This window comes from Vallitalea okinawensis (assembly GCF_002964605.1).
GTDB lineage: Bacteria > Bacillota > Clostridia > Lachnospirales > PQDH01 > Vallitalea_A > Vallitalea_A okinawensis.
This window is the reverse complement of sequence record NZ_PQDH01000008.1, coordinates 186,088-212,937: the sequence shown is the minus strand read 5'-3', so window position 1 is coordinate 212,937 and position 26,850 is coordinate 186,088. Positions and strand designations below refer to the sequence as shown.

The window sequence follows — 26,850 nt, the reverse complement described above, 5'->3', positions numbered from 1 at the left end:
GCATATTAATGAAAATTGAAAGTAATTTAAAATTAATGTTGATTTTATGAAGGAAAAGGTATATAATGGAAATATATAACATTACCAAATAAACGACTGGTAATAGGTTTAAGGGGGTAAAACGTTGGAAAATCGTAAAATAAGTATACTATTAGCTGACGACAATCGAGAATTTAGAGAGATACTAGCTGAATACATCAATAATCAACTAGACATGGAAGTTATTGCACAAGCTGGTAATGGATTAGAAGCTTGTGAGCTCATCAAGCAAAAAGAACCTGACGTTGTAATACTTGATATTATAATGCCTCATCTTGACGGATTGGGAGTCCTAGAAAAATTAAGCGAAACAAAGGTTAACAAATTCCCAACTGTGATTATGTTATCTGCTGTTGGTCAAGATAAGATAACTGAAAGAGCTCTTATGCTAGGAGCAGATTATTATATAGCTAAACCATTTGAGTTGGATACGCTTATCACAAGAATACGTCAACTTAATGGCTCGTTTAAAATAATAAAATCAGTTTCACATAATAATTCATTATTGCATCAGAGTTCATTATCATCAGGTCCTATTAAGGACTTAGAAACAGAAGTTACCAATATTATTCATGAGATTGGTATCCCAGCTCATATAAAAGGGTATCAATACCTAAGAGATGCTATTATGATGGCAATCGAGGATATGGAAATACTTAACTCAATCACTAAGCAATTGTATCCATCCATAGCTAAAAAGTTCAATACGACGCCAAGTCGTGTAGAAAGAGCTATTCGCCATGCTATTGAGGTAGCTTGGTCAAGAGGTAAAGTGGATACCATTGATAAGTTATTTGGCTATACCATTAACAATGGTAAAGGCAAACCAACAAATAGTGAGTTTATCGCTCTTATCGCTGATCGATTAAGATTAGAGATGAAAGTATCTTAATATAAGAAAAGATTAAAACACCTAGTATTTATTAGATCAATAAACATTAGGTGTTTTTGTTTTTGTCAATTGAGAATACCATGGTTATAAGCTACCTAAGAGCTGAAAGAATAGAATGTATAACAAAAGCACCCATATAGAGTGCTTTTATATCAGATATCAGACTTAATAAGCTGATTAACAGTTTCTGCTTCCGGGGTTACATACAAGGTCTTCTGTTGGAAGTAGATCACGAAGCCGGGTTTTGAACCATTTGGCTTTTTAACATGCCGCTTTTCAGTATAATCAACGGGTACAGTGCTGGAGTTTTTAGCTTTACTATAGTAGGCTGCAATAGTAGCTGCTTCAAAAATACTTTGCTCTGTATACTCCCCTAAATTGGTGCGTAAGATCACATGAGAACCTGGTATATCCTTAGTGTGGAACCAAAGATCCCCACTTGCTGCAGTCTTAAAGGTTAACTGATCATTTTGTGTATTGTTTTTGCCTACATAGCCCTCGATACCTTCAGAAGTTATAAATTTCAATGGGTTGGATTTCTGTTGTCTTCTTCCTTTTTCTTTGGGTTTCTTACCATAACCTTCGTTATAAAGTTCTCTACGGATATCGACCAGGTCTTGCTCATTCTCAGCAATCTCAAGAGAGGTCATTAATGATTCTAAATACTCAATTTCTTCATCAGTTTGTTTTAGTTGTTCAATAGTTGCTTCTTCAGTTCTTTTAGCTTTATTATATTTCTTATAGTAAGCTTGAGCATTTTCAGAAGGTGTGAAGTTAGGATTCAATGGAATGGAAACAGTCTCAGTATCTTCCGAATAGTAATTCATAGCTTCTAGTTGTTCATCACCCTTTTGGATAGCATATATATGGGCAGTAATGAGCTCGCCATAGAGTTTGTATTGCTCTCTATTTTTGGTATCTTTTAATTGTTTAACTTGGAGATTTTTCTTTTTATAGCAGCGTTCAATATTATTATGAAGCATTTTTCTCAAATCATAAGACTTTTGCTTTAAACGATTATATTGATCCTTTTCCCGGTAATAATACTCTAAGAGGGTAGAAAAATCATCAAATGTTTTTTTACTATGATCAGAGAAATAAGTAAGAGGAATAGATGAAAAATCAACCATCTTACTATTGCTCATATACACACTGAAGTCAAATTCCCCACGTTGTAAGTTATCCATAATATCATTGATGGTACTATAAAGTTGATGGAATTGTATTTCTGTTACCTCGCTGCAATGCATAGAACCATCTAATCCAGACCTACTCAGTATTTCAGTAGCGACTTGTGGGCTAATGCCATTAAAAGTTTGATAAATACCTTTATGAAGCTCCGAAGTTTTTTGCTTTAAGTATTCATAAGCCCTAAATTCATTGTTTACTTCCATTGGGTTTAGCTTATTTTGAGGTGGTAAAGTATACAATACCCCAGGTAAAATTACTCGAACAGAGCTTATATCTGGTGTAATGTGTTTGATACTATCAATAACATTATTTTCATCATCTACTAAGATGATATTACTATGCTTACCCATGATCTCAATGATAAGACGCTTCTTACACAAATCGCCCATTTCATTTTTATTCTCAATGGTCATTTCAATGATTCGGTCAAATTCAACCTGCCTTATGTCTAATAGCTTTCCACCTGCTAAATGTTTTCTAAGTAACATGCAAAACATGGGTGGATGATCCGGGTTATTCTTTTTAATTGCAGTTAGATGAATGCGTGGGTTACTTGAACTGCAACTTAACAATAATTTCTTGTTGCCTGATTTACTTCGTATAGCCATAATTAATTCATCACGTTCTGGTTGATGTATTTTATCAATTCTTGCTTCTGCAAGAAGGTTATTCAGTTCATGAGCGATGGTATATACAGATAAACCGTCAAAGGCCATTTGAATCACTCCTTTATGCTATATTATTAACCTCGATTATTTACAGTAAACAATTCAGTTAGAGCCCATTTATTAAGTTGATATTATTTATTAAAATATAAATAATTGAAGCCTTTTCATATTATAATGAAACTTTTCATTAAGATATCCAAATTAGTATATCACTTATGTGTATTATTTTCAAATTGTTAACAGGTATACTTGTTGACGTTAGTTTAAGAGTAGTTTATAATACAAGGATAGGATATAAAGTACAATCAAATAATAAGGATGAATTGAAAAGCTTGATATATTGATTGACATATTTATGTTAAAAGAAAAGAGATGAGAATGATGATAAAAAGTATGACAGGGTTCGGCCGTGGTGAACATATGAAAGAGAATAAGAAGTTTACTGTTGAAGTGAAGACAGTTAACCATAGATACGGCGATTTTAACATAAAAATGACTAAGAAATTTAGTTTTTTAGAATCTGAAGTTAAAAACTTATTGAAAAAATATATCTCAAGAGGAAAAATTGATGTTTATATTAGTTATGAAGACCAATCTGAAGAGTCCAGTAGCGTAAAAGTGAACGGTCCACTTTTAAAAGAATATAAAGATAAACTTGGCTTAATAGGTGAAGAGTACGGTATTAAAAATGATTTAAACTTATCCATTCTTTCACGCTTCCCAGAAGTTCTTAAATTAGAAGAACAAAAATATGATGAAGAGCTCATTTGGGAGGTTCTCAGTACTGCAATTACTCAGGCAGTTGAGAATGTTATTGCAATGCGTAAAAAAGAAGGGGCATCTTTAGTCCTAGATTTAAATACTAAATTAGATCATATGCAAGAGTTAACGAAACAGATAGAAGAAAGATCACCATTAGTTGTTACAGAATACCGTGAGCGACTTAATAGTCGGCTACAAGAATTATTATCAGATAATACAGTTGATGAAAATCGCATAGCTCAAGAAGTCGCAGTATTTGCTGATCGTTGCGCTATTGATGAAGAACTCGTTCGTCTTGAAAGTCATATCAAGCAGGTAAGAAGTACATTACAAGCTAAGGGATCAGTTGGACGTAAATTAGATTTTCTTGCTCAGGAGATGAATAGAGAAGCGAATACGATCGGTTCTAAAGCTAATGATTTACAAATCACAGGGTTTGCTATAGAATTAAAAGCAGAAATTGAAAAAATACGAGAACAAATACAAAATATCGAATAGGGTAAGAGGTGGTTTTACATGGCTATTAAGCTAATCAACATCGGCTTTGGTAATATTGTTGCAGCCAATCGATTAATAGCAATAGTTAGTCCAGAATCGGCTCCTATTAAGAGAATTATTCAAGAAGCTAGGGAAAAGGGAATGTTAATCGATGCCACTTATGGACGTCGTACAAGAGCAGTTCTTATTGCTGATAGTGACCATGTCATATTATCTGCTGTTCAGCCAGAAACAGTAGCACATCGGTTAAATAGTAAAGATAAACCTACTTCTGAGGGATTAGGTTCAACGGAACTTTAGAGAAAATGATTTGCTTAAGTTACGAGGAGGATATTATGAACAGTCACAAAGGTTTACTAATCGTTATTTCTGGATTTTCTGGAGCAGGGAAGGGAACAGTTGTTAAAGAATTAGTTGAACAATACGACTATGCTTTATCTATTTCTGCAACTACAAGACAACCACGTATGAATGAAAGAAATGGAGAGCATTACTTTTTTATAGACAAAGAGGATTTTGAAGAGAAGATCAAAAAAGAAAAATTTTTTGAGTGGGCAGAATATTGTAATCATTATTATGGAACGCCAAAAGACTTCGTTTATGAGCGCATTAATGAAGGGAAAGACGTCATCTTAGAAATAGAAGTTCAGGGAGCATTTAAAATTTTAGAACAATGCCCCGAAGCAATATTAATTTTTGTTACTGCTCCAAGTATTAACGAATTGAAGAAGCGTCTTATAGGTAGGGGGACTGAAACCTCTGAAGTAGTTCAAAAACGTATTCAAAGAGCCTATGAAGAGGTTGACATGATTAAAGATTACGATTATATTGTTATAAATGAAGATGTAAAACAATGTGCAAAAGATATTCATACCATTGTTGTATCTGAACACATGCATGTGAAGAATGCTATGGAATTACCTGAACGCTTAAAAGAGCAATTTATGACTGTACTCTCTGAATAATAAGAATAGAGAAATTTGATCAAAATCATATAAGCAAGTGTGAAGAAAATATCACTTAGTGATTTGTGGCTTTGACCTGATAAAAAGTCATATAGAAATTATAGAAATTATAGAAATGAAGGAGTCGATTAAATGTTACATCCATCTTATACGGAATTAATGGAAACTATTAATGAGGAGATTAAGAGAAATGGTGATGAAGCTATAAAAAGCCGTTACTCAATTGTAATCGCCACAGCTAAAAGAGCACGTCAAATTATACAAGGTGATGAAGCATTAGTTAACGTGCAAGGTAAAAAACCATTAAGTGTAGCAGTTAATGAAATGAAAGACGGTAAATTAAATTTATTTAGAGTAGATGAATAGGAATGAGTTTTCATGCAAAATACCTATGCTGATGTGATCATATCCATCAACGTTGCAACGTTAGATAAGATTTTTCAATATAAAATTCCTACTGAATTGATTCAAAAAGCACAAGTAGGTAAACGTGTCAGCGTTCCATTTGGATATGGGAATCGTTATGAAACAGGATATATAATTGGTATAGGTCAACATCTTTCATGGGAAGAAGATAAGGTCAAGACCATTAAAGAAGTGTTGGATGAGGAAGAAGCTATTAGTGAAGAATTAATCCTTTTAGCTAGGTGGATGAAAGATCGTTATTTAGCTACTCTTTCCTCATGTTTACAGACCATCATTCCAAAACAATTAATTAATGCAGAACGCTATCTAGACATAGCTGATTACAATACTATTGATAAAGTTATAGAGGAAGTTAAGAAACGTGGTTATAAACGCCAGTATGAATTGCTTCATTACCTTTATTGTCATGGTGTAACAAATGTAAAGAGTCTAAAGGGAATGATACCAGCATCGGTTATTAATACGTTGCTAAAGAAGGGAATTATTCGTTATAGCGAACCTGGAGATAAAGAAGATGATGACGAAGAATTCTTGTTGGAAGAGCCTTTAACCTTAGGGTATGAGCAACAAAAAGTTTATAATAAAATTATTTCGTCAATATGTGAAAATAAATTTAGCCAGTATTTACTTCAAGGTGTTACTGGAAGTGGTAAGACAGAAGTATATATGCAGCTTATCGAAGAGGTCTTACACCAAGGAAAAGAAGCGATTGTATTGGTGCCAGAAATCGCCTTAACACCTCAGATGGTTCACAAGTTCAAAAGCAGGTTTGGAAGCTTAGTGGGTGTAACCCATAGCCGCTTAAATCAAACTGAGAGACTTACTGTTTGGAAGGGCGCGAGAGATGGGCAAATAAAAGTTGTTCTAGGACCAAGATCTGCAGTTTTCGCACCTTTTAGTCAATTAGGTATTGTTATTATTGATGAAGAACATGAGCTATCTTATAAATCGGAAACTCATCCTAAGTATAATACGATAGAGGTAGCAAAGAAACGCTGTGAAATGCAAAACGGAGTTCTATTATTAGGTTCGGCAACACCTTCTGTAAACACCTTTTATGAAGCATCCAAGGGCAATATGAGCTATTTAGCCATGCAAAAACGTGTGGCTGGAGCCATGCCAAAAGTAGAATTAGTGGACATGCGCATTGAACTTGAAAATGGCAACAAGAATGTATTTAGCCGTTCTTTACATGAAGCCATAGAAGATCGACTAGAAAAAGGTCAGCAAATTATTTTATTTTTGAACAGAAGAGGGCATTCAACTTTTGTTTCCTGTCGAAGTTGCGGATTTGTTTTGAAATGTCCCAATTGTGATTTACCTTACACATACCATAGAAGCGACCATAAGATGCAATGTCATCATTGTGGTCTCAAAGTTGGGATTCATGAAAAATGTCCTTCATGCCAATCGAAGTACATTAAGTATTTTGGCGTAGGTACTCAAAAAATTGAGTACTTAATTGAGAAAACATTTCCTACTGCACGAATTTTAAGAATGGATCTAGATACGACAACGAAAAAGAATGCACACGAAAAGTATTATCATGATTTTAAAGCAGGAAAAGCGGATATATTAATTGGTACACAGATGATTGCAAAAGGTTTGGACTTTCCTAATGTAACGCTAGTTGGTGTAATCGCAGCAGATATGTCTCTATACAGTTCTGATTTTAGAGCGGCTGAAAGAACATTTCAACTGTTAACACAAGTTGCTGGTCGTGCTGGGAGAAACAAATATCCTGGTGAGGTGATTATACAAACCTATAGTCCCGAAAATTATGCCGTTCAGGCAGCGTTATATCAAGATTATGATCTTTTTTATCAACAAGAGATCTTATTTAGAGAGAATATGGACTATCCACCATTTACAAATATCCTTACTTTTCTCATTCAGCATCATTCAGAAAAATTGGTTGTTGAGTCCATTCAGACGTTATATAGTATCTTGCAATATTATGGTGCGACTAAGGGGTTTGAAATAATCGGACCTGCACCGGCTAACTTAAGTAAGTTGAAAAATAATTACAGATGGCATATAATTGTTAAGCATAAAGATTACGGACGTTTAAAAAACTATGCTGAGTACTGTATGAAAGTTTTTTATAAATATAATAAATCAGTAACTTTATTGTACGACCTAAATCCTTTAATCATACATTAAATGAGGTAATAAGTTTAGCTGATAGAATTGGAGAGGAGGGTTAAAATGGCTTTAAGACAAATTAGAAAAGACAATGATGACATTCTTAGCAAAAAATCTAAAGTTGTGACAGAAATTAATGAAAAAATTCAAATACTTATTGATGATATGTTAGATACTATGTATGAGGCCGATGGTGTTGGTTTAGCCGCACCACAGATAGGCATTCTGAAAAGAATTATAGTCATTGATATTGGCGAAGGTCCAATTATTATGATTAATCCTGAAATAGCATCTGAAAATGGTGAGCAATGTGAAATTGAAGGGTGTTTGAGCATCCCAGGTGTATCTGGTACTGTCAATAGACCTGCTAAAGTTACAGTCAAGTTTACTGACCGTGAAGGCAATGAACAAAAGATGACAGGTAAAGGACTATTGGCTAGAGCGTTTTGTCATGAGATCGATCATCTAAACGGCGTATTATTTACTGATAAAGTGATTGATTATGTAAACGATTAGAGCATAATGAATCATCTGACCGATGGAAAGTATAAAAGGAGTGTACAATAGATGAAAGTTGTATTTATGGGAACTCCAGATTTTGCAGTTCCTACATTAGAGGCTTTAATTGAGGAGTATGATGTGGTAACTGTGTTAACTCAGCCAGATCGACCTAGAGGTAGAGGTAACAAAGTGACACCTTCACCGGTGAAGGAAGTTGCTTTAAAATATAATATTCCAGTTTTTCAACCAGAAAAATTAAGAAAAGAAGAGGGGACTATCGCAAAACTCAAGGAGATGAAGCCTGATGTTATCGTTGTGATAGCTTATGGTCAAATTCTTCCTAGGGAAGTGCTTGATATTCCTAAATATGGTTGTATTAATGTTCATGGTTCCTTGCTACCTAAGTACAGAGGAGCAGCACCAATTCAAAGATCTATCATTGATGGTGAACATGTAACAGGTGTTACAACTATGTACATGGATGTTGGGTTGGATACAGGGGATATGATTTTAAAAGAAGAGATTGCTATCCTTGATGAAGATACAGCAGGTAGTTTACATGATAAAATGTCTGTTGTAGGTGCTAAAGTGCTCATTGATACCCTAAAACTCATTGAGAAGAATGAAGCACCTAGAGAGAAACAAGATGATGCTTTATCCACATATGCAACAATCTTAAAAAAGAAAGATGGTTTGATCCATTGGGGAAAAAGTAATGAAGAGATAGTTAATCTCATCAGAGGTCTTAATCCTTGGCCAAGTGCCTACACTTATTTAGATGGTAAGATTCTAAAGGTTTGGGGAGCTAAGGCTGTTCATGAAAAAGATATTGAGGGGTTACCAGGACAAATTGTAGATATTGAAAATGATAATCTAATTGTTAAAACAGGACATGGCTTAGTTAAAATCTGTACTGTTCAATTACAAGGTAGAAAACGCATGCCTGTTAAAGAATTTTTGAAGGGTTATCAAGTAGATACTACAACTGTATTAGGAGTAAATGTCTAAGGAGTGGTAACTTATGTATAATATGTTTTATATGTTTTATGATCCAACATATTTTTTAATTTTAATTGGAATGGTTCTTTCATTGGCTGCACAGGCAAAAGTTAAAGGTACTTTTACTAAGTATAGTCAAGTCACAAGTTTTAGCGGCTATACAGGTGCAGAGATTGCTAGAAAAATTCTTGATAATGCAGGTTTATTTGATGTACGGATTGAACATATTCGTGGGAACTTATCGGACCATTATGATCCAAGAAATAAAGTGTTACGTCTATCCGATTCAGTTTATGCCAGTCGCTCAGTTGCGGCTATTGGTGTTGCAGCCCATGAGGTAGGTCATGCTATTCAACATCAAAAGAACTATGCGTTTCTAACCATACGTAATGCTATTTTGCCTGCTGCTAACTTAGGTTCAAAGTTAGCATTCCCTATTATTCTATTAGGGCTTTTGTTTGCAGGACCATTGGTTCAAATTGGAGTCATTTTATTTGGGGCTGTACTATTATTCCAAGTGGTAACATTACCTGTTGAGTTTAATGCTTCAAGTAGGGCACTTCAAATATTAAGTAGCCATAATTACTTGTCTCAAGATGAAACTGAGCAAGCCAAGAAAGTGTTGTCTGCAGCAGCTATGACATATGTAGCAGCAGCAGTAGCAACATTCCTATCATTTATAAGGTTAATTATTTTATTTGGAAATAGAGATTAGATTAACTAGAGGGGCGTTACTTTGGTAACGCTCTTTGCTTTGTAGAGCAGGAAAGGAGTATTGTAAACGTGTTTTATAATGCTAGAAAGATAGCGGTGGATATTTTAAAAGCGGTCTATTATGAAGAAGCTTACAGTAATTTAACGATTAATCGATTTTTTAATCAATATGATGTAGAAGAAAAAGATCGTAGTTTTATAACAAGGATTGTATATGGAACGATACAGAATACTTATTACATCGATCATGTCATAAATACTTACTCAAAGGTGAAGACTAAAAAGATGAAGCCTTTGATTCTCATAACTTTACGTATGTCTATTTATCAGATATTGTTCATGGAAAAGGTACCAGATTCTGCTGCTTGTAATGAAGCTGTGAAATTAATCAAGAAAACACCATATGGACGATTGGCAGGGTTTGTCAATGGGGTATGCCGATCTGTGGCTAGAGGCGATAAAGAAGTTAAATTGCCAGATTTCCAAAAGCAACCTTTAGAGTATTTATCCATTAAATATTCATTCCCAATCTGGCTTCTAGAAATTTGGTATAGTGAATTAGAGGATTATAGAGCTCTGGAAGAGCTTCTTGATAAAATGAACCAACCAAAAGGTGTGACTCTTCGATGCAATACATTAAAAACCACACCTGATCAGTTGAAAAGTTTATTCGATGAGAAAGGTGTAGAATATGATAGAGGCCAATACACGAAAGAAGCCTTTCACATCAAGAAAGGATCCAGTGTTACTAATCTACCTGGCTTTGAAGAAGGTTTATTTACTGTACAGGATGAGAGTTCTATGTTAGTCGCTTATGCAATGGCACCTGATAAAGGTGATGTTATCTTGGACTTATGTTCGGCACCTGGTGGTAAGGCAACTCATATAGCCCAATGGACTGATGACCAATGTATGATTATTTCCAAAGATTTACATGCTCATAAAATTGAGTTAATAGTAGAAAATTGTGAACGCCTTGGAATAACTTCTGTAAAAGCTGAGGTTGGTGATGCAACAGTTTTGGATGAAACTTTAATTGAGAAAGCTGATAAAGTACTTGTGGATGCTCCTTGTTCGGGGTTGGGGATTATTAATAATAAGCCTGAAATTAAATTAAATAAAGACTTAGATGATATTCAATCATTAATTAAGATACAAAGAAAAATTTTAAGTGTGGCAGCTAGGTATGTCAAAAAGGGTGGGGTTCTAATTTATAGCACTTGCACCATCAATAAAAAGGAGAATAGCGATAATATCAAATGGTTCACTGAGAATTATCCATATGAATGTATGAGTTTGAAGAAACATTTGCCTGAATCTTTAGATTGTGATACTATTGATAATGGATATGTACAACTTTTACCACAGGAACATGGGACAGATGGTTTCTTTATCGCTAAAATGATTCGAAAGGATTAAGAAGATGAAACAAGAAATCAATGCTTTGAATATGGAAGAATTGGAATTAGCTCTCATTGAATTGAATGAGAAGAAATTCCGAGCAAAACAGATATTTAAATGGCTTCATGAAAAGATGGTAACCAATTTTGGTGACATGTCCAATTTATCGAAATCGTTGATAGACAAGTTAGACGAGAACTTCTATATTACATCCATGAATGTTTTGGAACGATTAGAGTCAAAAGATCAGACTATAAAATATTTATTTCAATTACATGATCATCATATCATTGAAACAGTACTAATGAAGTACAAACATGGTTATAGTATATGTATCTCTTCGCAAGTGGGATGTCGTATGGGATGTAACTTCTGTGCGTCAACCATTGATGGGTTAGAACGGAATTTAACTAGCGGTGAGATGTTAGCTCAAATATATACAATTCAAAGAGAAAAAGACATTAAAATAAGAAATGTTGTTGTTATGGGTAGTGGTGAACCATTAGAAAATTTGGACCATCTATTGAGATTCATTGAGTTAATTAATATACCTGAAGGACAAAACATAGGTCAAAGAAACATAACAGTTTCTACATGTGGACTTGCAGAACAAATTAGAAAACTTGCGAAGGCTAATTTACAAATTACATTAGCGGTATCTCTTCATGCGCCCTACGATGATATACGGCAAAGTATGATGCCTATTAATCGCAAATACAGTATTCAAACTTTGTTTGACGCTTGTGATTATTATACCCAGAGTACAAATAGAAGAATAACCTATGAATACGCGCTTATTCGAGGTGTTAATGATACTGATGCCTGTGCTAATGAGTTAGCGCGTCTACTGAAGCATCGTTTATCACACATCAATCTTATACCCGTAAATGATGTTATAGAACGTGAATATGAGAAGAGTAGTGAAGTACGCATTCAAGCTTTCGCTGGTCAACTAGAGAAAAAAGGCATTAATGTAACCATTCGAAGAGAACTTGGTAGTGATATTAATGCAGCTTGTGGACAACTAAGAAAGAGTTATCAAGACAAAGAGAAGTAGTATTAAGAGAATTAATGTAATTCTTTGATTAAGTGAGGTGGTAATATGCGCTATTCCAGCTTATGTGATACAGGCAAATTACGAAAAATCAATCAAGATAATATATTTTGTTCCAGTGATGAGGTTGGTTGTTTACCTAATTTGTATATTGTTGCAGATGGTATGGGGGGGCATAATGCGGGTGAATTAGCATCCCAATTGTCCATAGAATACTTTCTAGTATTTTTGCGAGAACAAGAGAATCAACCATGTGATATAGAGATGGTGTTAAATAAAGGAATTGAAAAAGTTAATAGATTGGTTTACAATAAATCTTTGAATGATCCCCATTGTCAAGGAATGGGTACAACATTTATATGCGCTACTTATAAAATGGATACCCAAGAACTTTACGTTGCAAACGTAGGTGATAGTCGTTTGTATGCAATTGGTCAAGAGATTAAGAAAGTCACTGTAGATCACTCCCTTGTAGAGGAGATGATTAAAGGTGGCGAACTGACAGAACAAGAAGCTAGGAATCATCCGAAAAAGAACATAATTACACGTGCGGTAGGAGTAGAATCTAATCTTACTGTAGATACTTACATTGTCGACTGTAAAGATATGACCCATATATTGTTATGTTCCGATGGTTTAACGAATATGCTTGATGAAGAAGAAATGAAAAAACTTATTGATCAAGCAGGCAGCGTTGAAGAAGCATGCCGCGTATTAGTAGAAGAAGCTAATGAAAGAGGCGGCTATGACAATATATCCGTTATATTAATAGAAACCCAAAAAGAAGTAGGTGAATTGAATTGTTAGAAGTTGGTACACTTTTGGGAAATCGTTATGAAATCATTAAAAAAATAGGTGCTGGCGGTATGTCAGTTGTATATAAAGCAAAATGTCAAAAATTAAATCGATTTGTTGCTATCAAAGTTCTACGAGAAGAATTTGCTAATGATGATACCTTTGTGACCAAATTTAGAGTAGAGGCTCAAGCTGCTGCAAGTTTATCGCATCCCAATATTATCAATGTCTTTGATGTAGGGAGCGATAACGGTACGCATTATATCGTCATGGAATTAATCGAAGGAGAAACTTTACAACAATATGTAAGGATTAATGGACCTTTATCTTCAAAAGAAACTTTGGAAATTGCAATTAAAATTGCTAAAGCTTTAAAGGTAGCCCATGCTAACAAAATAGTACATCGGGACATTAAGCCACAAAATATCATTATATCTCACAAAGGAGATGTAAAGGTAACTGATTTTGGAATAGCTAGAGCAGCATCAACATCTACTATTACATCTAGTGCTAATGCAATAGGTTCAGTACATTACTTTTCTCCTGAACAAGCCAGAGGTGGCTATGTTGATGAAAAGAGTGATTTATACTCACTAGGGATAACCATGTTTGAAATGGTTACAAATACTGTACCTTTTCAGGCAGAGAGTCCTGTAACTGTAGCTATCCAGCATATCAAAGATGAATTTCCAAGACCAAGTACTGCAAATGAACAGGTGACGGAGAGTTTAGAGGCAATTATTATGAAAGCGACTCTTAAGAAACCTGAAAGACGATACCAAACAGCCAATGAGATCATTGATGATATGAAAAAGGCCTTAGAGGATCCCAATAATACCTTTGTTGAAATGGTAGATGCAATGGATTCACCTACAATTAATATTACAGGTGATGATTTACGTAAAATAAAAGAAGAGACAGCAGATTTTGAAATAACATCGATTGAAGATAACGATAATGATATAGAAGAAGATTCAGGGAAGAATGATAAAGTTGTTGTGATTAGTGCTGTAGTTACTTCATTAATTATTATTAGCTTCTTAGTATATGCAGCCTTGAATATATTTAACGCAGCAGATCCTAATGAACCGGCAGTTGTTATTAGTAACGTGCAAGTTCCTGACTTAAAAGGTGTTTCTTTTGAAGAAGCAAAACAACAGTTAAATGATATGGGCTTAGAGATAAAAAAAGTTAGTGAACAATATGCTGATGCTTACGATGAAGGTGACATAGTCGAACAAGTACAAGGTGCTTCAACAGTTCTTAAACAAGGTGATGTTGTAGAAGTTGTTGTGAGTTTAGGTGAAGAGAAAATTGATGTACCTCCTGTTACTAATGAAAATTACGAAGCTGCAAAAGCGACTCTTATTGATAAAGGTCTTAAAGTGGAAGTAATAACTACTTATGATGACAATGTTCAAGCCGGTAATGTTATTAGCCAATCACCATCAGCTAATGCAAAAGTTAGTAGGGGTGAAACCATTACTCTTATGGTGAGTAATGGGAAGGAGGATAATAAAATAATTGTACCTAAAGTGAAAGATTTAACAGAGAGTGAAGCAATAGCTGAACTGTCTAATGTTGGTCTTGTATTAGGTAAAATTAATCCTTATCATCATGATACTGTAGAAGAAGGCTATGTCATTGCTCAAACAGTAGAGGCTGGTAGCAAAGTAAAAGCTGGTTATGTGGTGGATTTAGCTGTAAGTCTTGGTCCAGATCCTAATAAAGATGATGAAGAAAACATTGAAACACCTGAATTAGAGATTGAACCAATTGATGAAGAGAGAAATGATGGCCAGAATGATGATAATGAAACAGGTAATGATAGTACGGAAGATTTAAAAAGTCAAACTATCGTTATTCCAGACTTATTAGGTGACGAACTGGAAAGTGGTCAATTAACAGTTGTTCTTAAGTTTGAAGACGAAGTCGATTTAGTTCCTATTTTCAATGACCAAATTACTCATGAGAGCTTCCCTATAGAGGTGCCAGCAAAAGGAAATGGAAATGCAACTGTGTTAATTTACTTAGAGGGGAAATTAGTACGACAAGACCCCGTATCGTTTGAATAAGGAGCCTTAATGCATGCAAGGTAAGATAATAAAAGGTATAGCAGGTTTTTACTATGTGGACACAAAAGAAAAAGGTATCATAGAATGCAAGGCAAGGGGTGTTTTTCGGAAAAAGAACATAACACCTCTTATTGGTGATGAAGTCGAATTTGAAATTGGTAAGAATGGGAAAGGGTATATTAATGAAATCTTTCCTAGAAAAAATTCATTAATTCGACCAACAGTAGCCAATGTAGATCAAGCAATTATTGTTTTTGCAGCTAAAAAGCCTGATCCTAATTTTTCATTATTGGATAGATTCTTAATATTAGCTGAAGAACAGGGAATTGATGTAGTCATTTGTTTTAATAAAGTAGAATTAATTAGTCAAGATCAACTTAAGGGATTAGTCGATGATTACTTGAAAACAGGCTATAAGGTTATATATACAAGTGTAAAAAAGCAAATAGGTGAAGAAGTTCTGAGAGAAGTATTAACTGATAAAACAACTGTCTTTGCTGGACCTTCAGGAGTTGGCAAATCTTCTATGCTGAATATGGTCAGTAAAGATTTGCAGTTAAAAACAGGAGAAATAAGTGAGAAAATAGAACGAGGAAAACACACAACAAGGCATGCGGAGTTGATGCCTTTTGAAGCTGGAGGTTATGTAGTAGATACACCAGGATTTTCGTCTCTTAATTTGTTCCATATACCTTATGAAGAGTTAAAAGATTATTTTCCTGAATTTAATGAGCATGAGCCCTATTGTAAATTTAAAGGTTGCATGCATATTCATGAACCCGTTTGCGGTGTGAAAGATGCCGTAGAGGATAAGGAAATTTCTAAACAACGTTATAAAGATTATAAATTACTATACGATGAACTAAAAGATTATCAAGATAGAAACAGGTGGAGGTAGACATATGATAAAATTAGCACCGTCAATATTATCTGCGGATTTTGGGAACCTTAGAGAAGATATTAAGTTGATATCTGAGGCTGGAAGTGAATACATTCATATTGATGTCATGGATGGGCATTTTGTGCCAAATATTACTATTGGACCTGCTGTGGTAAAAAGCTTAAGAAGCTGTACGGATAAAGTATTTGATGTTCATCTGATGATTGAAAATCCAGATCAATACATTAAGCATTTTGTTGATGCTGGCGCAGATATTATTACTGTGCATCAAGAAGCATGTAAACATCTACATCGTACTGTTCAAAATATTAAAGAAAATGGTGTAAAAGCAGCAGTAGCTGTCAATCCTGCGACGCCTATTAGCACCATTGAATATGTATTAGAAGAAGTAGATATGGTTCTAGTTATGACTGTAAATCCGGGATTTGGTGGTCAGAAGTTTATTCAATCCATGTTACCTAAAATTGAGTATTTGTCCAATTGTATTTATAAGCGTAATTTAAATGTTGATATTCAAGTTGATGGAGGAATTAATTCATCGACTATTGATGAAGTGTTAAAGGTTGGAGCTAATGTCATTGTTGCTGGGTCTGCAATTTTCAATGCAGAAGATGTAGCTGGGGAAATCAGCTCCTTCAAATCCATTTTTCAACAGTATAAATAGTAGGCTTTAAGCATTGAAGGTGAGACCATGACAATTATTGTTATAACTGGTGGTATGATTAAAAATTATGAACAATATGATGAAACGATAAAGTTAGCAGATTATATTATTTGTGCTGATGGTGGACTAAGACACATGAAGGAATGGCGTCGAAATCCCGATTTAATTATGGGGGACTTCGATAGTTGTGATCATGAATTACTATCAGAGTACGAGGCTAAAAAGATAACAGTTTTAAGGTATCCTACGGATAAAGACTATACGGATACGGAACTGGCCTTGAATGAAGCCATTAAAAGAGGGGCTAAAGATATTATCATACTGGGAGGTACAGGTACACGTTTAGATCATACGCTTGGAAACATACACAGTCTCGTGCAAGCAATGAATCAAAATATTACAGCCCAAATTATTGATGATCATAATCATATACAAATTATACAAGGAGATAGGGTTATTGAGAAACAATATGGGCAATATCTTTCTCTAATTCCTTTAACTTCTGAAGTGAAAGGATTGACTACAACAGGGCTTAAGTATGAATTAAAGGATTATACCCTTACATATGGTAGAGCTTTGGGGGTAAGTAATGAGATAGTTGGAGATGAAGTCACAATAAGTACCAAAGGCGGTATTTTAGTTATTATACAATCAAGAGACTAGTCATGCACATGATAAGTAATAGCACTTATCATGTGTTTTTTTGCTTTCATAAAAATTAAGAGTAAAATTTAAGTATATCATCAAATAGAATAAGAGAAACTCATAGCATAAGGAAAAATTACTTGATTTCATTTCTATATAAGTCAAGCTCAACTTTCATGACAGGCAGCTCTGTAGAATTCCTTAGGAGTTTTCGTTTTGTAGTGACTGTAATTATTTTAACTAAATCACTATTAAGCTAGGATATCTATATTGCCATTCAGATAATACTTGACAACTTATAATTATACGATATAATGTATATTGTTTCAAAAATCGACATCGGAGGCATACATTATGATTAAAAAAGGATTGCTTAAATTTTTAATACCATCATTATTAGGGGTAGTTTTGTTTATGACACCCATTTCTTACGAAGGACATATTATTATTCCTGTTGCTATTTTTTCAAACTTTATTCAAGGGTGGTTAGCGGATTCACTTCCTAGTATTCTAACAATGATCATTACCTTTTCATGTATAATAAGTATTTATACAAAAATTTTAAAACCAAACTTTATTATTAATAATCCATTTTTAAACGCTCTTTTTAATCCATCTAAGATTTGGATGGTAGCCAGAGTGTTAGGGTCAATTTTTGTTATATGTACATTATACAATGTGGGACCAGATTTTATTGGGTCAGAAAATACAGGTGGATTACTTCTATATGACCTGTTACCTGTCCTATTTGCTGTATTTTTATTTGCAGGTATGTTATTGCCTCTATTATTGAATTTTGGTTTACTAGAGTTTGTTGGAAGTTTATTAACAAAGGTTATGCGTCCCGTTTTTAAGTTACCTGGAAGATCTTCTGTAGATTGCATAGCTTCATGGCTTGGCGATGGCACAATCGGTGTATTATTGACAAGTAAGCAATACGAAGAAGGTTATTACACGAAGCGTGAAGCTGCAGTTATTGGAACCACATTTTCTTTTGTGTCGATCACTTTTAGCTTAGTAGTCATAGCCCAAGTGGGTCTAGAAAACCTATTTATACCCTATTACTTAACGATTCTTTTATGTGGTATAGTCGCTGCTATCATAATACCTCGAATACCACCTCTATCGAGGAAAGCAGATGTTTATATATCAGGCGAAAAAAATGAATATAAAGAGTTAATTCCAGAGGGTTATACGTCATTTAGCTGGGGGCTTGAAAAGGCAATTGCGAGAAGTAGTAAAAGTAAAGGGGTTAAAGAGTTTATTTTGCAAGGCTCAATGAATGTTTTGGATATGTGGATTGGAGTCATACCAATCGTCATGGCTATGGGGACTTTCACGCTCATTCTTGCTGAATATACACCATTATTTAAATATCTTGGTATGCCTTTTATACCACTTTTACTATTATTGCAGGTACCAGAAGCTGTAGAGGCTTCGCAGACATTAATTGTTGGGTTTGCAGATATGTTTTTACCATCAGTTATGGCCGCTAGTATCGAGAATGAAATGACTCGGTTTATTATTGCTACGACATCTGTAACTCAATTAATATACATGTCAGAAGTAGGGGGATTAATTCTAGGGTCAAAAATACCAGTGAATTTTAAAGAGTTATTCGTCATATTCCTAGAGAGAACATTAATAACACTTCCAATTATTGTTATTGTAGCCCACATTATTTTTTAGAAAACCACTAAGTCTTCCTCAAGTAAGATGAATTTCAGTGAGGTTAGGTTATACTCTGTAACATTTTGTATTGAATAGAATATAATAAAGTAATACTAGAGAAACCTATAGTAGGAGAATAGTAATGATAGCTGGAAGAAAAAGGCTGTGTGGAATTATATTATGTAGCGTAGGAACTGGATTAATTTTTTCTACATTTATATCAAGTGATTTCTTCGTTGTGGTTCTTGGATTGGCATCAATTATAACTGGAATATACTTGTTTAAATGCTGTTATTAGGGAGGTTTTGATATGAAGTTTTATTTAATCAAAATGCCAAAGGTTTTAGGGTTTATAACACGAAAACTCTTTAGAATGGGATAAGGTATAATTAAGAAATATTTATTTTTAAATCAGAAAAATAGCCGGTGTCATCTCATGGATGAACCGGCTTTATTTTGGGTTTAATAGAATGGAAGCCAATTTTTTTAGCTATAATAAAAAAGACAAATAAAAATCCCTCTAATAGAGGGATAATCATTACATAGCTCTTTCAACTTTGTTTGATCTTAAACATCTTGTACAAACATTAATTGTTTTTGGAGAACCATTAACTATGGCTTTCACCTTTTTAACGTTAGGTTTCCACTGTTTATTTGATCTTCTATGTGAATGGCTCACTTTAATACCAAAATGAACACCTTTTTGACATACATCACATTTTGCCATCCCAGTGCACCTCCTTAAATCTTATTTGCTTAAATCAAGTGCTATTTACCTACCCATATACAACACATCTATTCTAACAAAATAATCTATTGATTGCAAGGTTTAATTTATTATTTTTTAGATATTTGAAAAAAAATATTTTGTAAATGTGAAAAAAATGTTATAATAACAAAAGGATAGAGGCTCTTTTTACTTATCCAGGCCGAAATCAATTAGTTTCTTAGCTTTTTTCAAGCTACATATAGTTGAACGTATTGAGAAGTGTATAAATTGAGATGTTTATACTTTCAATACTTGATTATACTAATAATAAAGATAGTAAGCATCAAATTCAACTCAACATGGATTAAGGTCAGGTATATCTTCATATACCTTTAATGAGGTCTCGTTATTAGATAAGAGATCAAAATAGAATAGGAGGGAAATTATGTCAGGTAGATTAATGACAGAATACGGCGAAGTTATTATCGATAATGAGGTTATTGCACGTATTGCAGGATTGTCAGCTGTAGAATGTTACGGTGTTGTTGGAATGGCTTCTATTAATGTAACTGATGGACTTGTACAATTATTATTAGGTGAAAGCTTAACTAAGGGTATTAAGGTTAATCTAGAAGATAATAAGGTTACATTAGACTTGCATATTATTGTTGAATACGGTACTAAGATATCTGCTATTGCAGATAATTTAATTTCAACTGTTAAATATCGAGTGGAAGATATGATCGGTATTGATGTAGAAAAAGTAAATATATTTGTTGAAGGTGTAAGAGTCGATTAATTACATTACACAGTCTTAGTTTCTTGTTAGGAGGTACTTAATGTGAGTGAGCACATTAATGCAACATTGCTTAAGAAAATGATCATTGGAGGAGCAAGTTTATTAGAGAAAAACAAGGATTATGTAGATGAACTCAATGTTTTTCCAGTTCCAGATGGTGATACAGGTACAAATATGTCTTTAACTGTAATGGCGGCAGCCAAAGAGGTTCAAAAGGTTGAATCAGATAAGGTTGAAGATGTTGGAAAGGCGCTTTCCTCAGGGGCTCTAAGAGGAGCTAGAGGTAACTCAGGAGTTATTCTTTCCCAGTTATTTAGAGGGTTTTATAAAGGTCTCATTGGTGTAGAGTCCATTGATACAACAGTATTAGCTAATGCCTTTGAAAAAGGAGTAGCAACTGCATATAAAGCTGTTATGAAACCTAAAGAAGGTACAATATTAACTGTTGCACGTGAGGGCGCAGAAAAAGCAATGCAATTGGCTCTAGATTCTAACGATATTGAGTTCGTATTAGAAGAGACAATCAAATATTCAGAAGAAGTATTACAAAAGACTCCGGATATGTTACCAGTTTTAAAACAAGCTGGTGTTGTAGATGCTGGTGGTCAGGGATTATTATTTATTCTTAAAGGTGCTTTAGCAGTGCTTAAAGGTGAAGAAATTGAGAATTTAATTGTTGAAGAAGCACCTGTTAAAAAAGCTCGTCCACAAGAAATGATTGATCCAAAGGATATTAAGTTTGGATATTGTACTGAGTTTATTATCAACACAAATAAAGAGTTTCAAGAGGAGTTACAATTTAGAGACTTCTTAGAAAGTATCGGGGATTCAGTGGTTGTTGTTTGTGATGATGACATTATTAAAATTCATGTACATACAAACGACCCAGGAAATGCTTTACAAAAAGGTTTAGAGTATGGACAACTAACGAACATTAAAATAGACAATATGCGTGAACAACATGAAAGTCAATTGAATATAGATGAAAATGAAACCGTTCAACCAACTGAACTAAAAGATGTTGGTTTTATAGCGGTATCCATTGGAGAAGGGCTGAAAGAAATATTTAAGGGCTTAGGCGTTGACTACATTATTGAAGGTGGTCAAACCATGAATCCTAGTACAGAAGATATTTTAAAAGCTGTCGATCAAGTACATGCTAAAGACGTCTTTATATTACCTAATAATAAGAATATTATTTTAGCTGCTGATCAAGCTGCTAAATTAGTGGAAGGGAAAGCTTTACATGTTGTTCCTTCTAAATCGATTCCTCAAGGGATAGCTGCTTTGATTAATTTTGATGAAAATAGTTCTGCAATAAATAATTATGATAATATGAAAGACTGTCTTGATGATGTTCATACAGGTCAAGTTACATTTGCTGTTAGGGATACCATGATTGATGATAAGGAAATTGAAAAAGATGATATTCTAGGTATTGGTGATAATAAGATCATGGTTGTTGGTAAGGGATTAGAAGAATCAACTAAAGATTTGTTTGATAAACTTATCGATGAAGATAGTGAACTCATTACCATTTATTATGGTGAAGACGTTTCAGAAGAAGATGCTATGCAGATTGCTGATTATCTTGAAGAAGAATATGATGAGTGTGAAGTAGAAGTACATTATGGTGGGCAACCATTATATTATTATATATTCTCAGTAGAATAAGAAATTATTTGAGCCAGCTTAATCGCTGGCTTTTCTTATATCGCTGTATGATTAAATTTATATAATTAAGGATACATATTGAATTTGACTTCTAATTCAATACTTAGATAGGAAGTGAATAAATGAGCTGGGACAGTTCCATAGAAACCTTATCAGGGGTTGGTAAGCAAAGAGCTAATCTTTTCAAACGTGTTGGGGTTGAAACAGTTGGTGATCTGCTGACCTATTATCCAAGAGAGTATGAAGATCGCCGAAATGTGACGCAAATCAATGAAGTTACCATTGGAGAACTGGTCACGATTAAAGCTACAGTATGTACAATACCGCAGAATATAAAAAAAAGAGGCCTGATGGTTACAAAGGTAAAATTAAAAGATGCTACTGGCTTTATATTTGCACTCTGGTTTGGTCAAAGCTATATGAAAAATAATCTTAAACTTGGTGAAGAGAATTATTTTACAGGGAAGGTTAGTTTTAAGTATGGACAGATGCAATTGCAATCTCCAGATTTTATTAAGAGCGGGCAAGTTGAGTCAACTGCCATCTATCCTCTATACCCTCTAACCAATAAATTATCTCAAAAGATTGTAAGGAGTCTTACAAAACAGGCTTTAAGCGTTAGTAGTAACGTATTAGTTGATTTTATTCCTGAATTTATAAGAGAAAAATATCATTTGGCGGCTTATAATTTTACAATCGATCAGATACATTATCCCGATAATTATGAAAACTTGGAGCTTGCCAGAAAGAGGGTTGTATTTGAGGAATTTTACACCCTTCAAGTCGGTCTTATGCAGATTAAAAATATTTTATCAAATAAAAAAGAAGGGTTTATACTCAATCCTGTAGATGAAGAAATGAGATTCCTTCAAACATTACCATTTAGCTTAACTAAAGCACAAAATAATGTATGGAAAGAGATAAAGGATGATTTAGCATCAAAAGGTATTATGAATCGTCTTGTTCAAGGTGATGTAGGGTCCGGTAAGACCATTATTGCATTATTAGGTTTATTACAAACAGTCAAGAATGGGTATCAAGGAGCTTTAATGGTACCAACTGAAGTCTTAGCCAAACAACATTATGAAGAGGCTACCAAATTACTAGAGCCCTTCAATATTCGTTTAGCCCTGCTCGTTGGATCAGTGACAAAGAAGAATAAAGAAAAGATATATGAGCAACTTGAATCAGGTGAAATAGATGTGGTAATCGGGACACATGCTGTTATACAAGAAGGACTAAGTTTTAAAGCACTTGGTTTAGTAATAACAGACGAGCAGCATCGATTTGGTGTGCGGCAACGAACTGCATTAGCTGAAAAGAATAATAAGGCAAATATCCTAGTTATGACTGCGACACCCATTCCAAGAACATTAGCTCTCATTCTCTATGGTGATTTAGATATTTCTATTATTGATGAATTACCGCCTGGTAGACAGGTAATTAAAACATATAGTGTTAACAAGTCCTATCATCAGCGTATTTATAGTTTTATACGGGAACAAGTTGAGGAAGGACGCCAAGCTTATATTATTTGTCCTATGGTAGAAGAAAGTGATGAACAAAGTGACTTAAAGGCTGTTGTTCAATATACAGAATACCTGCAAAGTGAAGTATTTGATTTGCCTATTGCTTATTTACATGGTAAACAAAAAGCGAAAGAAAAAAACGATATCCTATCACGTTTTGCAAATAATGAGATTAAGGTACTTGTATCAACTACAGTTGTTGAAGTAGGTGTAAATGTTCCCAATGCAACTGTTATGCTCATTGAGAACGCTGAGCGCTTTGGTTTAGCTCAATTGCATCAGTTGAGAGGACGTGTTGGAAGAGGTAGACATCAATCTTATTGCATATTGATTACAGATTCAAAAAACGAAGTAACGAATAAACGCATGAAGATTATGACAGAATCAAATGACGGATTTCGTTTATCTGAAGTTGATCTAAGTTTACGAGGACCTGGAGATGTTTTCGGTCTCAAACAACATGGATTGCCAAACTTTAAAGTAGCGAATATATATGAAAATATGGACATACTTAAAGAAGCACAGCAGGCTGCTAAAGAGACCATAAAATTGGATCCTCATTTAGAGCTGGAATCAAATAAGGATTTGAAAAAACGGATTGAGATGTATTTTAAAGACTCCGAAAACTATGTTACACTTTAGAAAAATGATGGTTTTATTTAGAGAAATTTGGCACATAAAAGTATTCATTTTGGATATACTCATTAATGACCCTTTATAGTTTTTATTTATAAAATATAGAAATATAAACAAAATTTACTACTTATAATAAGTTGAAATCTACACATCCTATTAATGTGATAAATCACAGTATTTATCGCAAGGGCTGATTACAAAACTATAAGTAATTAGCTGAAATGAGAAGATACTAGTACTTTTCATAATACTTTTGGGAGGTATATATAATGGCAAACAAGAGTGTTGTTCCACAAGCTAGAGAAGCATTAAACCAATTCAAATATGAGGTAGCAAATGAAATTGGTGTACCTTTAAAACAAGGTTATAATGGTGATTTAACATCTGCTCAAAATGGTTATGTTGGCGGATATATGGTTAAAAAGATGATTGAAAGAGCAGAACAAGAAATGTCTGGCGGATATACACCAAAGTAATAGTACTTTAGATGTATTTAGAATGTTAAACAACTAATTAAAAGCCAGTAAGTTTAGGAAAAGCCCGATAAGGGCTTTTTCTAAGTTAAAAAGGAAATAAACAATGTATCAAAATAAATGAGGTAGTAATTTCCTACAAAAAAAATAACGAATGAGATAAACTCATTCGTCTACAAAAAAACTATAAATTCTTCTTTCATATATAATGAATAAGAAGGAGAGGAGAAATGAAAAAAGAGTATTATGGGGGATTTAACTTTATTATTGGCTAAATTGTTGACATTTATACATTTTAATATAAAATAATAGTAGATGGTTATAAAATCCTTTATTAACTAAAGCAATATTCCATAATGAACTTAGACATCAATGACAAGAACTTATTATAAAACTAAGGGATTAATATCCAGCCAAAATATAAGTATTTTTCAGTAGAAATAAGGTGAGTTATTTGCGAGTTATTTCAGGTACAGCTAAAAGCATTCAATTGGTTACACCAGAAGGTAATAAAACAAGGCCTACAACCGATAGGATTAAGGAAACACTATTTAACATGATAAATTTTGATTTGCCAGGTGCTACTTTCTTAGATCTTTTTAGCGGAAGTGGTGCAATGGGAATAGAAGCCTTAAGTAGAGGAGCAAAAAAAGTAGTTTTTATTGACAATCATCATGAGGCTTTAGCATGCATTCAACAAAACTTAAATAAAACTAAGTTATTTGATAAGGCAACAGTTGTACAAGGAGATGTAGTGAATAAACTTCAGTATCTTGGAGATCAAGGAGAAAACTTTGATATTATATTCATGGACCCTCCATATAAAAGTGATTTAATCGATCAGTCCCTTTCTCTCATTAGAGATAATCATTTATTAAATGATCAAGGTTTTATTATTGTTGAGCATAGTAGCGAAGATTTCATTAGCGAAGAAGGATTTAACATATATAAAGAGAAGAAATACAAAACAACAACAATGACGTTTTTGTCACAGGAGGAAGTAAGATGAGAAGAGGTATTTATCCAGGTAGTTTTGACCCCCTTACGCTTGGACATCTTGACATAATAAAAAGAGCAGTAGATTTAGTAGATGAACTAGTCATTGCAGTATTAAATAACAGTTCTAAGATACCAATGTTTACAGTTGAAGAGCGCATAGCCATGATAAGAGATGTTACGAAAGATATTGAATGTATTAGAGTAGAACCTTTTAACGGCTTATTAGTTGATTTTGCTAGTCAAATAGATGCGAAATTAATTATTAGAGGCTTAAGAGGTGTTAATGATTTTGAATACGAAATGCAAATGGCTCAAACGAACAGAAATATGTATCCTGAGTTAGATACGATTTTTCTAGTCACTAATATCAATTATTCATATATTAGTTCAACATTAGTTAAGGAAATTATAAAGCATGATGGAGCTTTTCAAAATTTAGTACCAGAAGAGATCGTTAAATATATTAAATAGGAGGTTACAATGGAGAATATAGAAAAGATACTTGAACAAATTGAAGAGATTTTAGATAATAGTGCAACTGTACCTTTTTCTAGTAAGATAATGTTAGAAAAAAATGAAATTTATGATTTACTTATTGACCTGAGATTAAAACTTCCTAATGAGATAAAGCAATCCCAATGGGTCATGGAAGAACGTAACAAAATATTAGTTGAGGCACAAAAAGATGCAGATTTAACACGTAATGAAGCAGAATCTGAGAAAGAAAAGCTTGTTAATGAACATGAGATAACTCGAAAAGCTTATGAGCAAAGTGAGCAAATCATTGAAAATGCAAAAAAAGTATCACGAGAAATGCGTTTAGGAGCAAAAGAATATGTTGATGAAATGCTCATGAATCTTGAGGAACAAATAAATAAGAGTATGCAGACCATCAATCAGCAATACCAACATATCGAGAAAAACATGGTAGATCAGTTAAAAGTTATACATAGTAATAGAAGAGAACTGAATGTCCATACTAAGAAAATAAGTAAAACAGACGAGAAGCAAAAAAAGTAAATGTC

At 33.7% G+C, this 26,850-nt stretch carries 26 protein-coding genes; 24 read left to right on the top strand and 2 right to left on the bottom strand.

The window, feature by feature from the left end:
- Positions 1 to 124: 124 nt before the first annotated feature.
- The gene (gene spo0A / locus C1Y58_RS19980) at positions 125 to 931 is read left to right on the top strand and encodes a sporulation transcription factor Spo0A (RefSeq protein WP_105618117.1); all 807 of its coding nucleotides are present in this window, start codon (positions 125 to 127) and stop codon (positions 929 to 931) included.
- Between the two features lie 152 nt (positions 932 to 1,083).
- Here spo0A and C1Y58_RS19975 read toward each other — a convergent pair whose 3' ends face one another.
- A complete protein-coding gene (locus tag C1Y58_RS19975; protein ID WP_105618116.1) occupies positions 1,084 to 2,838 on the bottom strand; it encodes an Rqc2 family fibronectin-binding protein in 1,755 nt (584 codons plus the stop codon).
- Positions 2,839 to 3,168: 330 nt separating this feature from the next.
- Here C1Y58_RS19975 and C1Y58_RS19970 point away from each other — a divergent pair, with 330 nt between their 5' ends.
- The 16 genes from C1Y58_RS19970 to C1Y58_RS19895 all read left to right on the top strand — a co-directional run bounded on the left by C1Y58_RS19970 (position 3,169) and on the right by C1Y58_RS19895 (position 19,024).
- Entirely contained in the window at positions 3,169 to 4,050 is an 882-nt protein-coding gene (locus C1Y58_RS19970; protein ID WP_330404489.1) for a YicC/YloC family endoribonuclease, read from the top strand.
- Between the two features lie 18 nt (positions 4,051 to 4,068).
- On the top strand, positions 4,069 to 4,350 hold the full coding sequence (gene remA / locus C1Y58_RS19965) for an extracellular matrix/biofilm regulator RemA (RefSeq protein WP_105618114.1): 282 nt from the start codon (positions 4,069 to 4,071) through the stop codon (positions 4,348 to 4,350).
- A gap of 35 nt (positions 4,351 to 4,385) precedes the next feature.
- Positions 4,386 to 5,015 (top strand): guanylate kinase, encoded by a 630-nt coding sequence (gmk, locus tag C1Y58_RS19960; RefSeq protein ID WP_105618113.1) that lies wholly within the window; start codon positions 4,386 to 4,388, stop codon positions 5,013 to 5,015.
- A 132-nt stretch (positions 5,016 to 5,147) separates the two neighbouring features.
- The gene (gene rpoZ, locus C1Y58_RS19955) at positions 5,148 to 5,381 is read left to right on the top strand and encodes a DNA-directed RNA polymerase subunit omega (RefSeq protein WP_105618112.1); all 234 of its coding nucleotides are present in this window, start codon (positions 5,148 to 5,150) and stop codon (positions 5,379 to 5,381) included.
- Between the two features lie 12 nt (positions 5,382 to 5,393).
- On the top strand, positions 5,394 to 7,604 hold the full coding sequence (gene priA, locus C1Y58_RS19950) for a replication restart helicase PriA (RefSeq protein WP_105618111.1): 2,211 nt from the start codon (positions 5,394 to 5,396) through the stop codon (positions 7,602 to 7,604).
- A gap of 45 nt (positions 7,605 to 7,649) precedes the next feature.
- Positions 7,650 to 8,102, top strand: a complete 453-nt coding sequence (def, locus tag C1Y58_RS19945; RefSeq protein WP_105618110.1) for a peptide deformylase — start codon at positions 7,650 to 7,652, stop codon at positions 8,100 to 8,102.
- 51 nt (positions 8,103 to 8,153) lie between these two features.
- Complete coding sequence (fmt, locus tag C1Y58_RS19940; RefSeq protein ID WP_105618109.1) at positions 8,154 to 9,095, top strand: methionyl-tRNA formyltransferase; 942 nt, start codon at positions 8,154 to 8,156, stop codon at positions 9,093 to 9,095.
- Positions 9,096 to 9,117: 22 nt separating this feature from the next.
- Entirely contained in the window at positions 9,118 to 9,801 is a 684-nt protein-coding gene (locus C1Y58_RS19935) for a zinc metallopeptidase (RefSeq protein WP_408646607.1), read from the top strand.
- 68 nt (positions 9,802 to 9,869) lie between these two features.
- Complete coding sequence (gene rsmB, locus C1Y58_RS19930) at positions 9,870 to 11,219, top strand: 16S rRNA (cytosine(967)-C(5))-methyltransferase RsmB (RefSeq protein WP_157950213.1); 1,350 nt, start codon at positions 9,870 to 9,872, stop codon at positions 11,217 to 11,219.
- 4 nt (positions 11,220 to 11,223) lie between these two features.
- Positions 11,224 to 12,258: a dual-specificity RNA methyltransferase RlmN gene (gene rlmN / locus C1Y58_RS19925; RefSeq protein ID WP_105618107.1), complete on the top strand. Its 1,035-nt coding sequence runs from the start codon at positions 11,224 to 11,226 to the stop codon at positions 12,256 to 12,258.
- A gap of 45 nt (positions 12,259 to 12,303) precedes the next feature.
- Positions 12,304 to 13,062 carry a Stp1/IreP family PP2C-type Ser/Thr phosphatase gene (locus tag C1Y58_RS19920; RefSeq protein ID WP_105618106.1) on the top strand — a complete coding sequence of 253 codons (759 nt, stop codon included), beginning with the start codon at positions 12,304 to 12,306 and terminating at the stop codon, positions 13,060 to 13,062.
- Positions 13,056 to 15,125 (top strand): Stk1 family PASTA domain-containing Ser/Thr kinase, encoded by a 2,070-nt coding sequence (gene pknB / locus C1Y58_RS19915; RefSeq protein WP_157950212.1) that lies wholly within the window; start codon positions 13,056 to 13,058, stop codon positions 15,123 to 15,125. Before C1Y58_RS19920 ends, pknB begins: the two co-directional genes overlap by 7 nt.
- 13 nt (positions 15,126 to 15,138) lie before the next feature.
- Complete coding sequence (gene rsgA, locus C1Y58_RS19910) at positions 15,139 to 16,023, top strand: ribosome small subunit-dependent GTPase A (RefSeq protein ID WP_105618104.1); 885 nt, start codon at positions 15,139 to 15,141, stop codon at positions 16,021 to 16,023.
- A gap of 4 nt (positions 16,024 to 16,027) precedes the next feature.
- A complete protein-coding gene (gene rpe / locus C1Y58_RS19905; protein ID WP_105618103.1) occupies positions 16,028 to 16,690 on the top strand; it encodes a ribulose-phosphate 3-epimerase in 663 nt (220 codons plus the stop codon).
- Positions 16,691 to 16,717: 27 nt separating this feature from the next.
- Positions 16,718 to 17,353, top strand: coding sequence for a thiamine diphosphokinase (locus C1Y58_RS19900; protein WP_105618102.1), 636 nt, complete (start codon positions 16,718 to 16,720; stop codon positions 17,351 to 17,353).
- A gap of 336 nt (positions 17,354 to 17,689) precedes the next feature.
- A complete protein-coding gene (locus C1Y58_RS19895; RefSeq protein WP_105618101.1) occupies positions 17,690 to 19,024 on the top strand; it encodes a YjiH family protein in 1,335 nt (444 codons plus the stop codon).
- Between the two features lie 520 nt (positions 19,025 to 19,544).
- Here C1Y58_RS19895 and rpmB read toward each other — a convergent pair.
- Entirely contained in the window at positions 19,545 to 19,733 is a 189-nt protein-coding gene (gene rpmB / locus C1Y58_RS19890; RefSeq protein WP_105618100.1) for a 50S ribosomal protein L28, read from the bottom strand.
- Positions 19,734 to 20,160: 427 nt separating this feature from the next.
- Between rpmB and C1Y58_RS19885 the strand changes: the two genes are divergently transcribed.
- The 7 genes from C1Y58_RS19885 (at position 20,161) to C1Y58_RS19855 (ending at position 26,845) form a co-directional block, all read left to right on the top strand.
- A complete protein-coding gene (locus C1Y58_RS19885; protein WP_105618099.1) occupies positions 20,161 to 20,514 on the top strand; it encodes an Asp23/Gls24 family envelope stress response protein in 354 nt (117 codons plus the stop codon).
- A 78-nt stretch (positions 20,515 to 20,592) separates the two neighbouring features.
- Positions 20,593 to 22,188, top strand: coding sequence for a DAK2 domain-containing protein (locus C1Y58_RS19880; RefSeq protein WP_105618183.1), 1,596 nt, complete (start codon positions 20,593 to 20,595; stop codon positions 22,186 to 22,188).
- A 122-nt stretch (positions 22,189 to 22,310) separates the two neighbouring features.
- Positions 22,311 to 24,359 (top strand): ATP-dependent DNA helicase RecG, encoded by a 2,049-nt coding sequence (gene recG, locus C1Y58_RS19875; protein ID WP_105618098.1) that lies wholly within the window; start codon positions 22,311 to 22,313, stop codon positions 24,357 to 24,359.
- Positions 24,360 to 24,622: 263 nt separating this feature from the next.
- Positions 24,623 to 24,829 carry an alpha/beta-type small acid-soluble spore protein gene (locus C1Y58_RS19870; RefSeq protein WP_105618097.1) on the top strand — a complete coding sequence of 69 codons (207 nt, stop codon included), beginning with the start codon at positions 24,623 to 24,625 and terminating at the stop codon, positions 24,827 to 24,829.
- Positions 24,830 to 25,271: 442 nt separating this feature from the next.
- Positions 25,272 to 25,835 carry a 16S rRNA (guanine(966)-N(2))-methyltransferase RsmD gene (gene rsmD / locus C1Y58_RS19865; RefSeq protein ID WP_330404487.1) on the top strand — a complete coding sequence of 188 codons (564 nt, stop codon included), beginning with the start codon at positions 25,272 to 25,274 and terminating at the stop codon, positions 25,833 to 25,835.
- Complete coding sequence (gene coaD, locus C1Y58_RS19860) at positions 25,832 to 26,296, top strand: pantetheine-phosphate adenylyltransferase (protein WP_105618095.1); 465 nt, start codon at positions 25,832 to 25,834, stop codon at positions 26,294 to 26,296. Before rsmD ends, coaD begins: the two co-directional genes overlap by 4 nt.
- Before the next feature lie 9 nt (positions 26,297 to 26,305).
- Positions 26,306 to 26,845: an ATPase gene (locus tag C1Y58_RS19855; RefSeq protein ID WP_105618094.1), complete on the top strand. Its 540-nt coding sequence runs from the start codon at positions 26,306 to 26,308 to the stop codon at positions 26,843 to 26,845.
- The last annotated feature ends 5 nt before the right edge of the window (positions 26,846 to 26,850 follow it).

Excerpts from the sequence above, each read along its gene's own strand:
- rpoZ (WP_105618112.1), top strand. The coding sequence starts at position 5,148 with ATGTTACATCCATCTTATACGGAATTAATGGAAACTATTAATGAGGAG.
- remA (WP_105618114.1), top strand. The coding sequence starts at position 4,069 with ATGGCTATTAAGCTAATCAACATCGGCTTTGGTAATATTGTTGCAGCC.
- def (WP_105618110.1), top strand. The coding sequence starts at position 7,650 with ATGGCTTTAAGACAAATTAGAAAAGACAATGATGACATTCTTAGCAAA.
- C1Y58_RS19855 (WP_105618094.1), top strand. The coding sequence starts at position 26,306 with ATGGAGAATATAGAAAAGATACTTGAACAAATTGAAGAGATTTTAGAT.
- C1Y58_RS19880 (WP_105618183.1), top strand. The coding sequence starts at position 20,593 with ATGATCATTGGAGGAGCAAGTTTATTAGAGAAAAACAAGGATTATGTA.
- rsgA (WP_105618104.1), top strand. The coding sequence starts at position 15,139 with ATGCAAGGTAAGATAATAAAAGGTATAGCAGGTTTTTACTATGTGGAC.
- C1Y58_RS19885 (WP_105618099.1), top strand. The coding sequence starts at position 20,161 with ATGTCAGGTAGATTAATGACAGAATACGGCGAAGTTATTATCGATAAT.
- C1Y58_RS19920 (WP_105618106.1), top strand. The coding sequence starts at position 12,304 with ATGCGCTATTCCAGCTTATGTGATACAGGCAAATTACGAAAAATCAAT.
- C1Y58_RS19900 (WP_105618102.1), top strand. The coding sequence starts at position 16,718 with ATGACAATTATTGTTATAACTGGTGGTATGATTAAAAATTATGAACAA.
- recG (WP_105618098.1), top strand. The coding sequence starts at position 22,311 with ATGAGCTGGGACAGTTCCATAGAAACCTTATCAGGGGTTGGTAAGCAA.
- fmt (WP_105618109.1), top strand. The coding sequence starts at position 8,154 with ATGAAAGTTGTATTTATGGGAACTCCAGATTTTGCAGTTCCTACATTA.
- rpmB (WP_105618100.1), bottom strand. The coding sequence starts at position 19,733 with ATGGCAAAATGTGATGTATGTCAAAAAGGTGTTCATTTTGGTATTAAA.
- C1Y58_RS19895 (WP_105618101.1), top strand. The coding sequence starts at position 17,690 with ATGATTAAAAAAGGATTGCTTAAATTTTTAATACCATCATTATTAGGG.
- rlmN (WP_105618107.1), top strand. The coding sequence starts at position 11,224 with ATGAAACAAGAAATCAATGCTTTGAATATGGAAGAATTGGAATTAGCT.
- rpe (WP_105618103.1), top strand. The coding sequence starts at position 16,028 with ATGATAAAATTAGCACCGTCAATATTATCTGCGGATTTTGGGAACCTT.
- C1Y58_RS19975 (WP_105618116.1), bottom strand. The coding sequence starts at position 2,838 with ATGGCCTTTGACGGTTTATCTGTATATACCATCGCTCATGAACTGAAT.
- gmk (WP_105618113.1), top strand. The coding sequence starts at position 4,386 with ATGAACAGTCACAAAGGTTTACTAATCGTTATTTCTGGATTTTCTGGA.
- priA (WP_105618111.1), top strand. The coding sequence starts at position 5,394 with ATGCAAAATACCTATGCTGATGTGATCATATCCATCAACGTTGCAACG.
- C1Y58_RS19970 (WP_330404489.1), top strand. The coding sequence starts at position 3,169 with ATGATGATAAAAAGTATGACAGGGTTCGGCCGTGGTGAACATATGAAA.
- C1Y58_RS19935 (WP_408646607.1), top strand. The coding sequence starts at position 9,118 with ATGTTTTATATGTTTTATGATCCAACATATTTTTTAATTTTAATTGGA.
- C1Y58_RS19870 (WP_105618097.1), top strand. The coding sequence starts at position 24,623 with ATGGCAAACAAGAGTGTTGTTCCACAAGCTAGAGAAGCATTAAACCAA.
- coaD (WP_105618095.1), top strand. The coding sequence starts at position 25,832 with ATGAGAAGAGGTATTTATCCAGGTAGTTTTGACCCCCTTACGCTTGGA.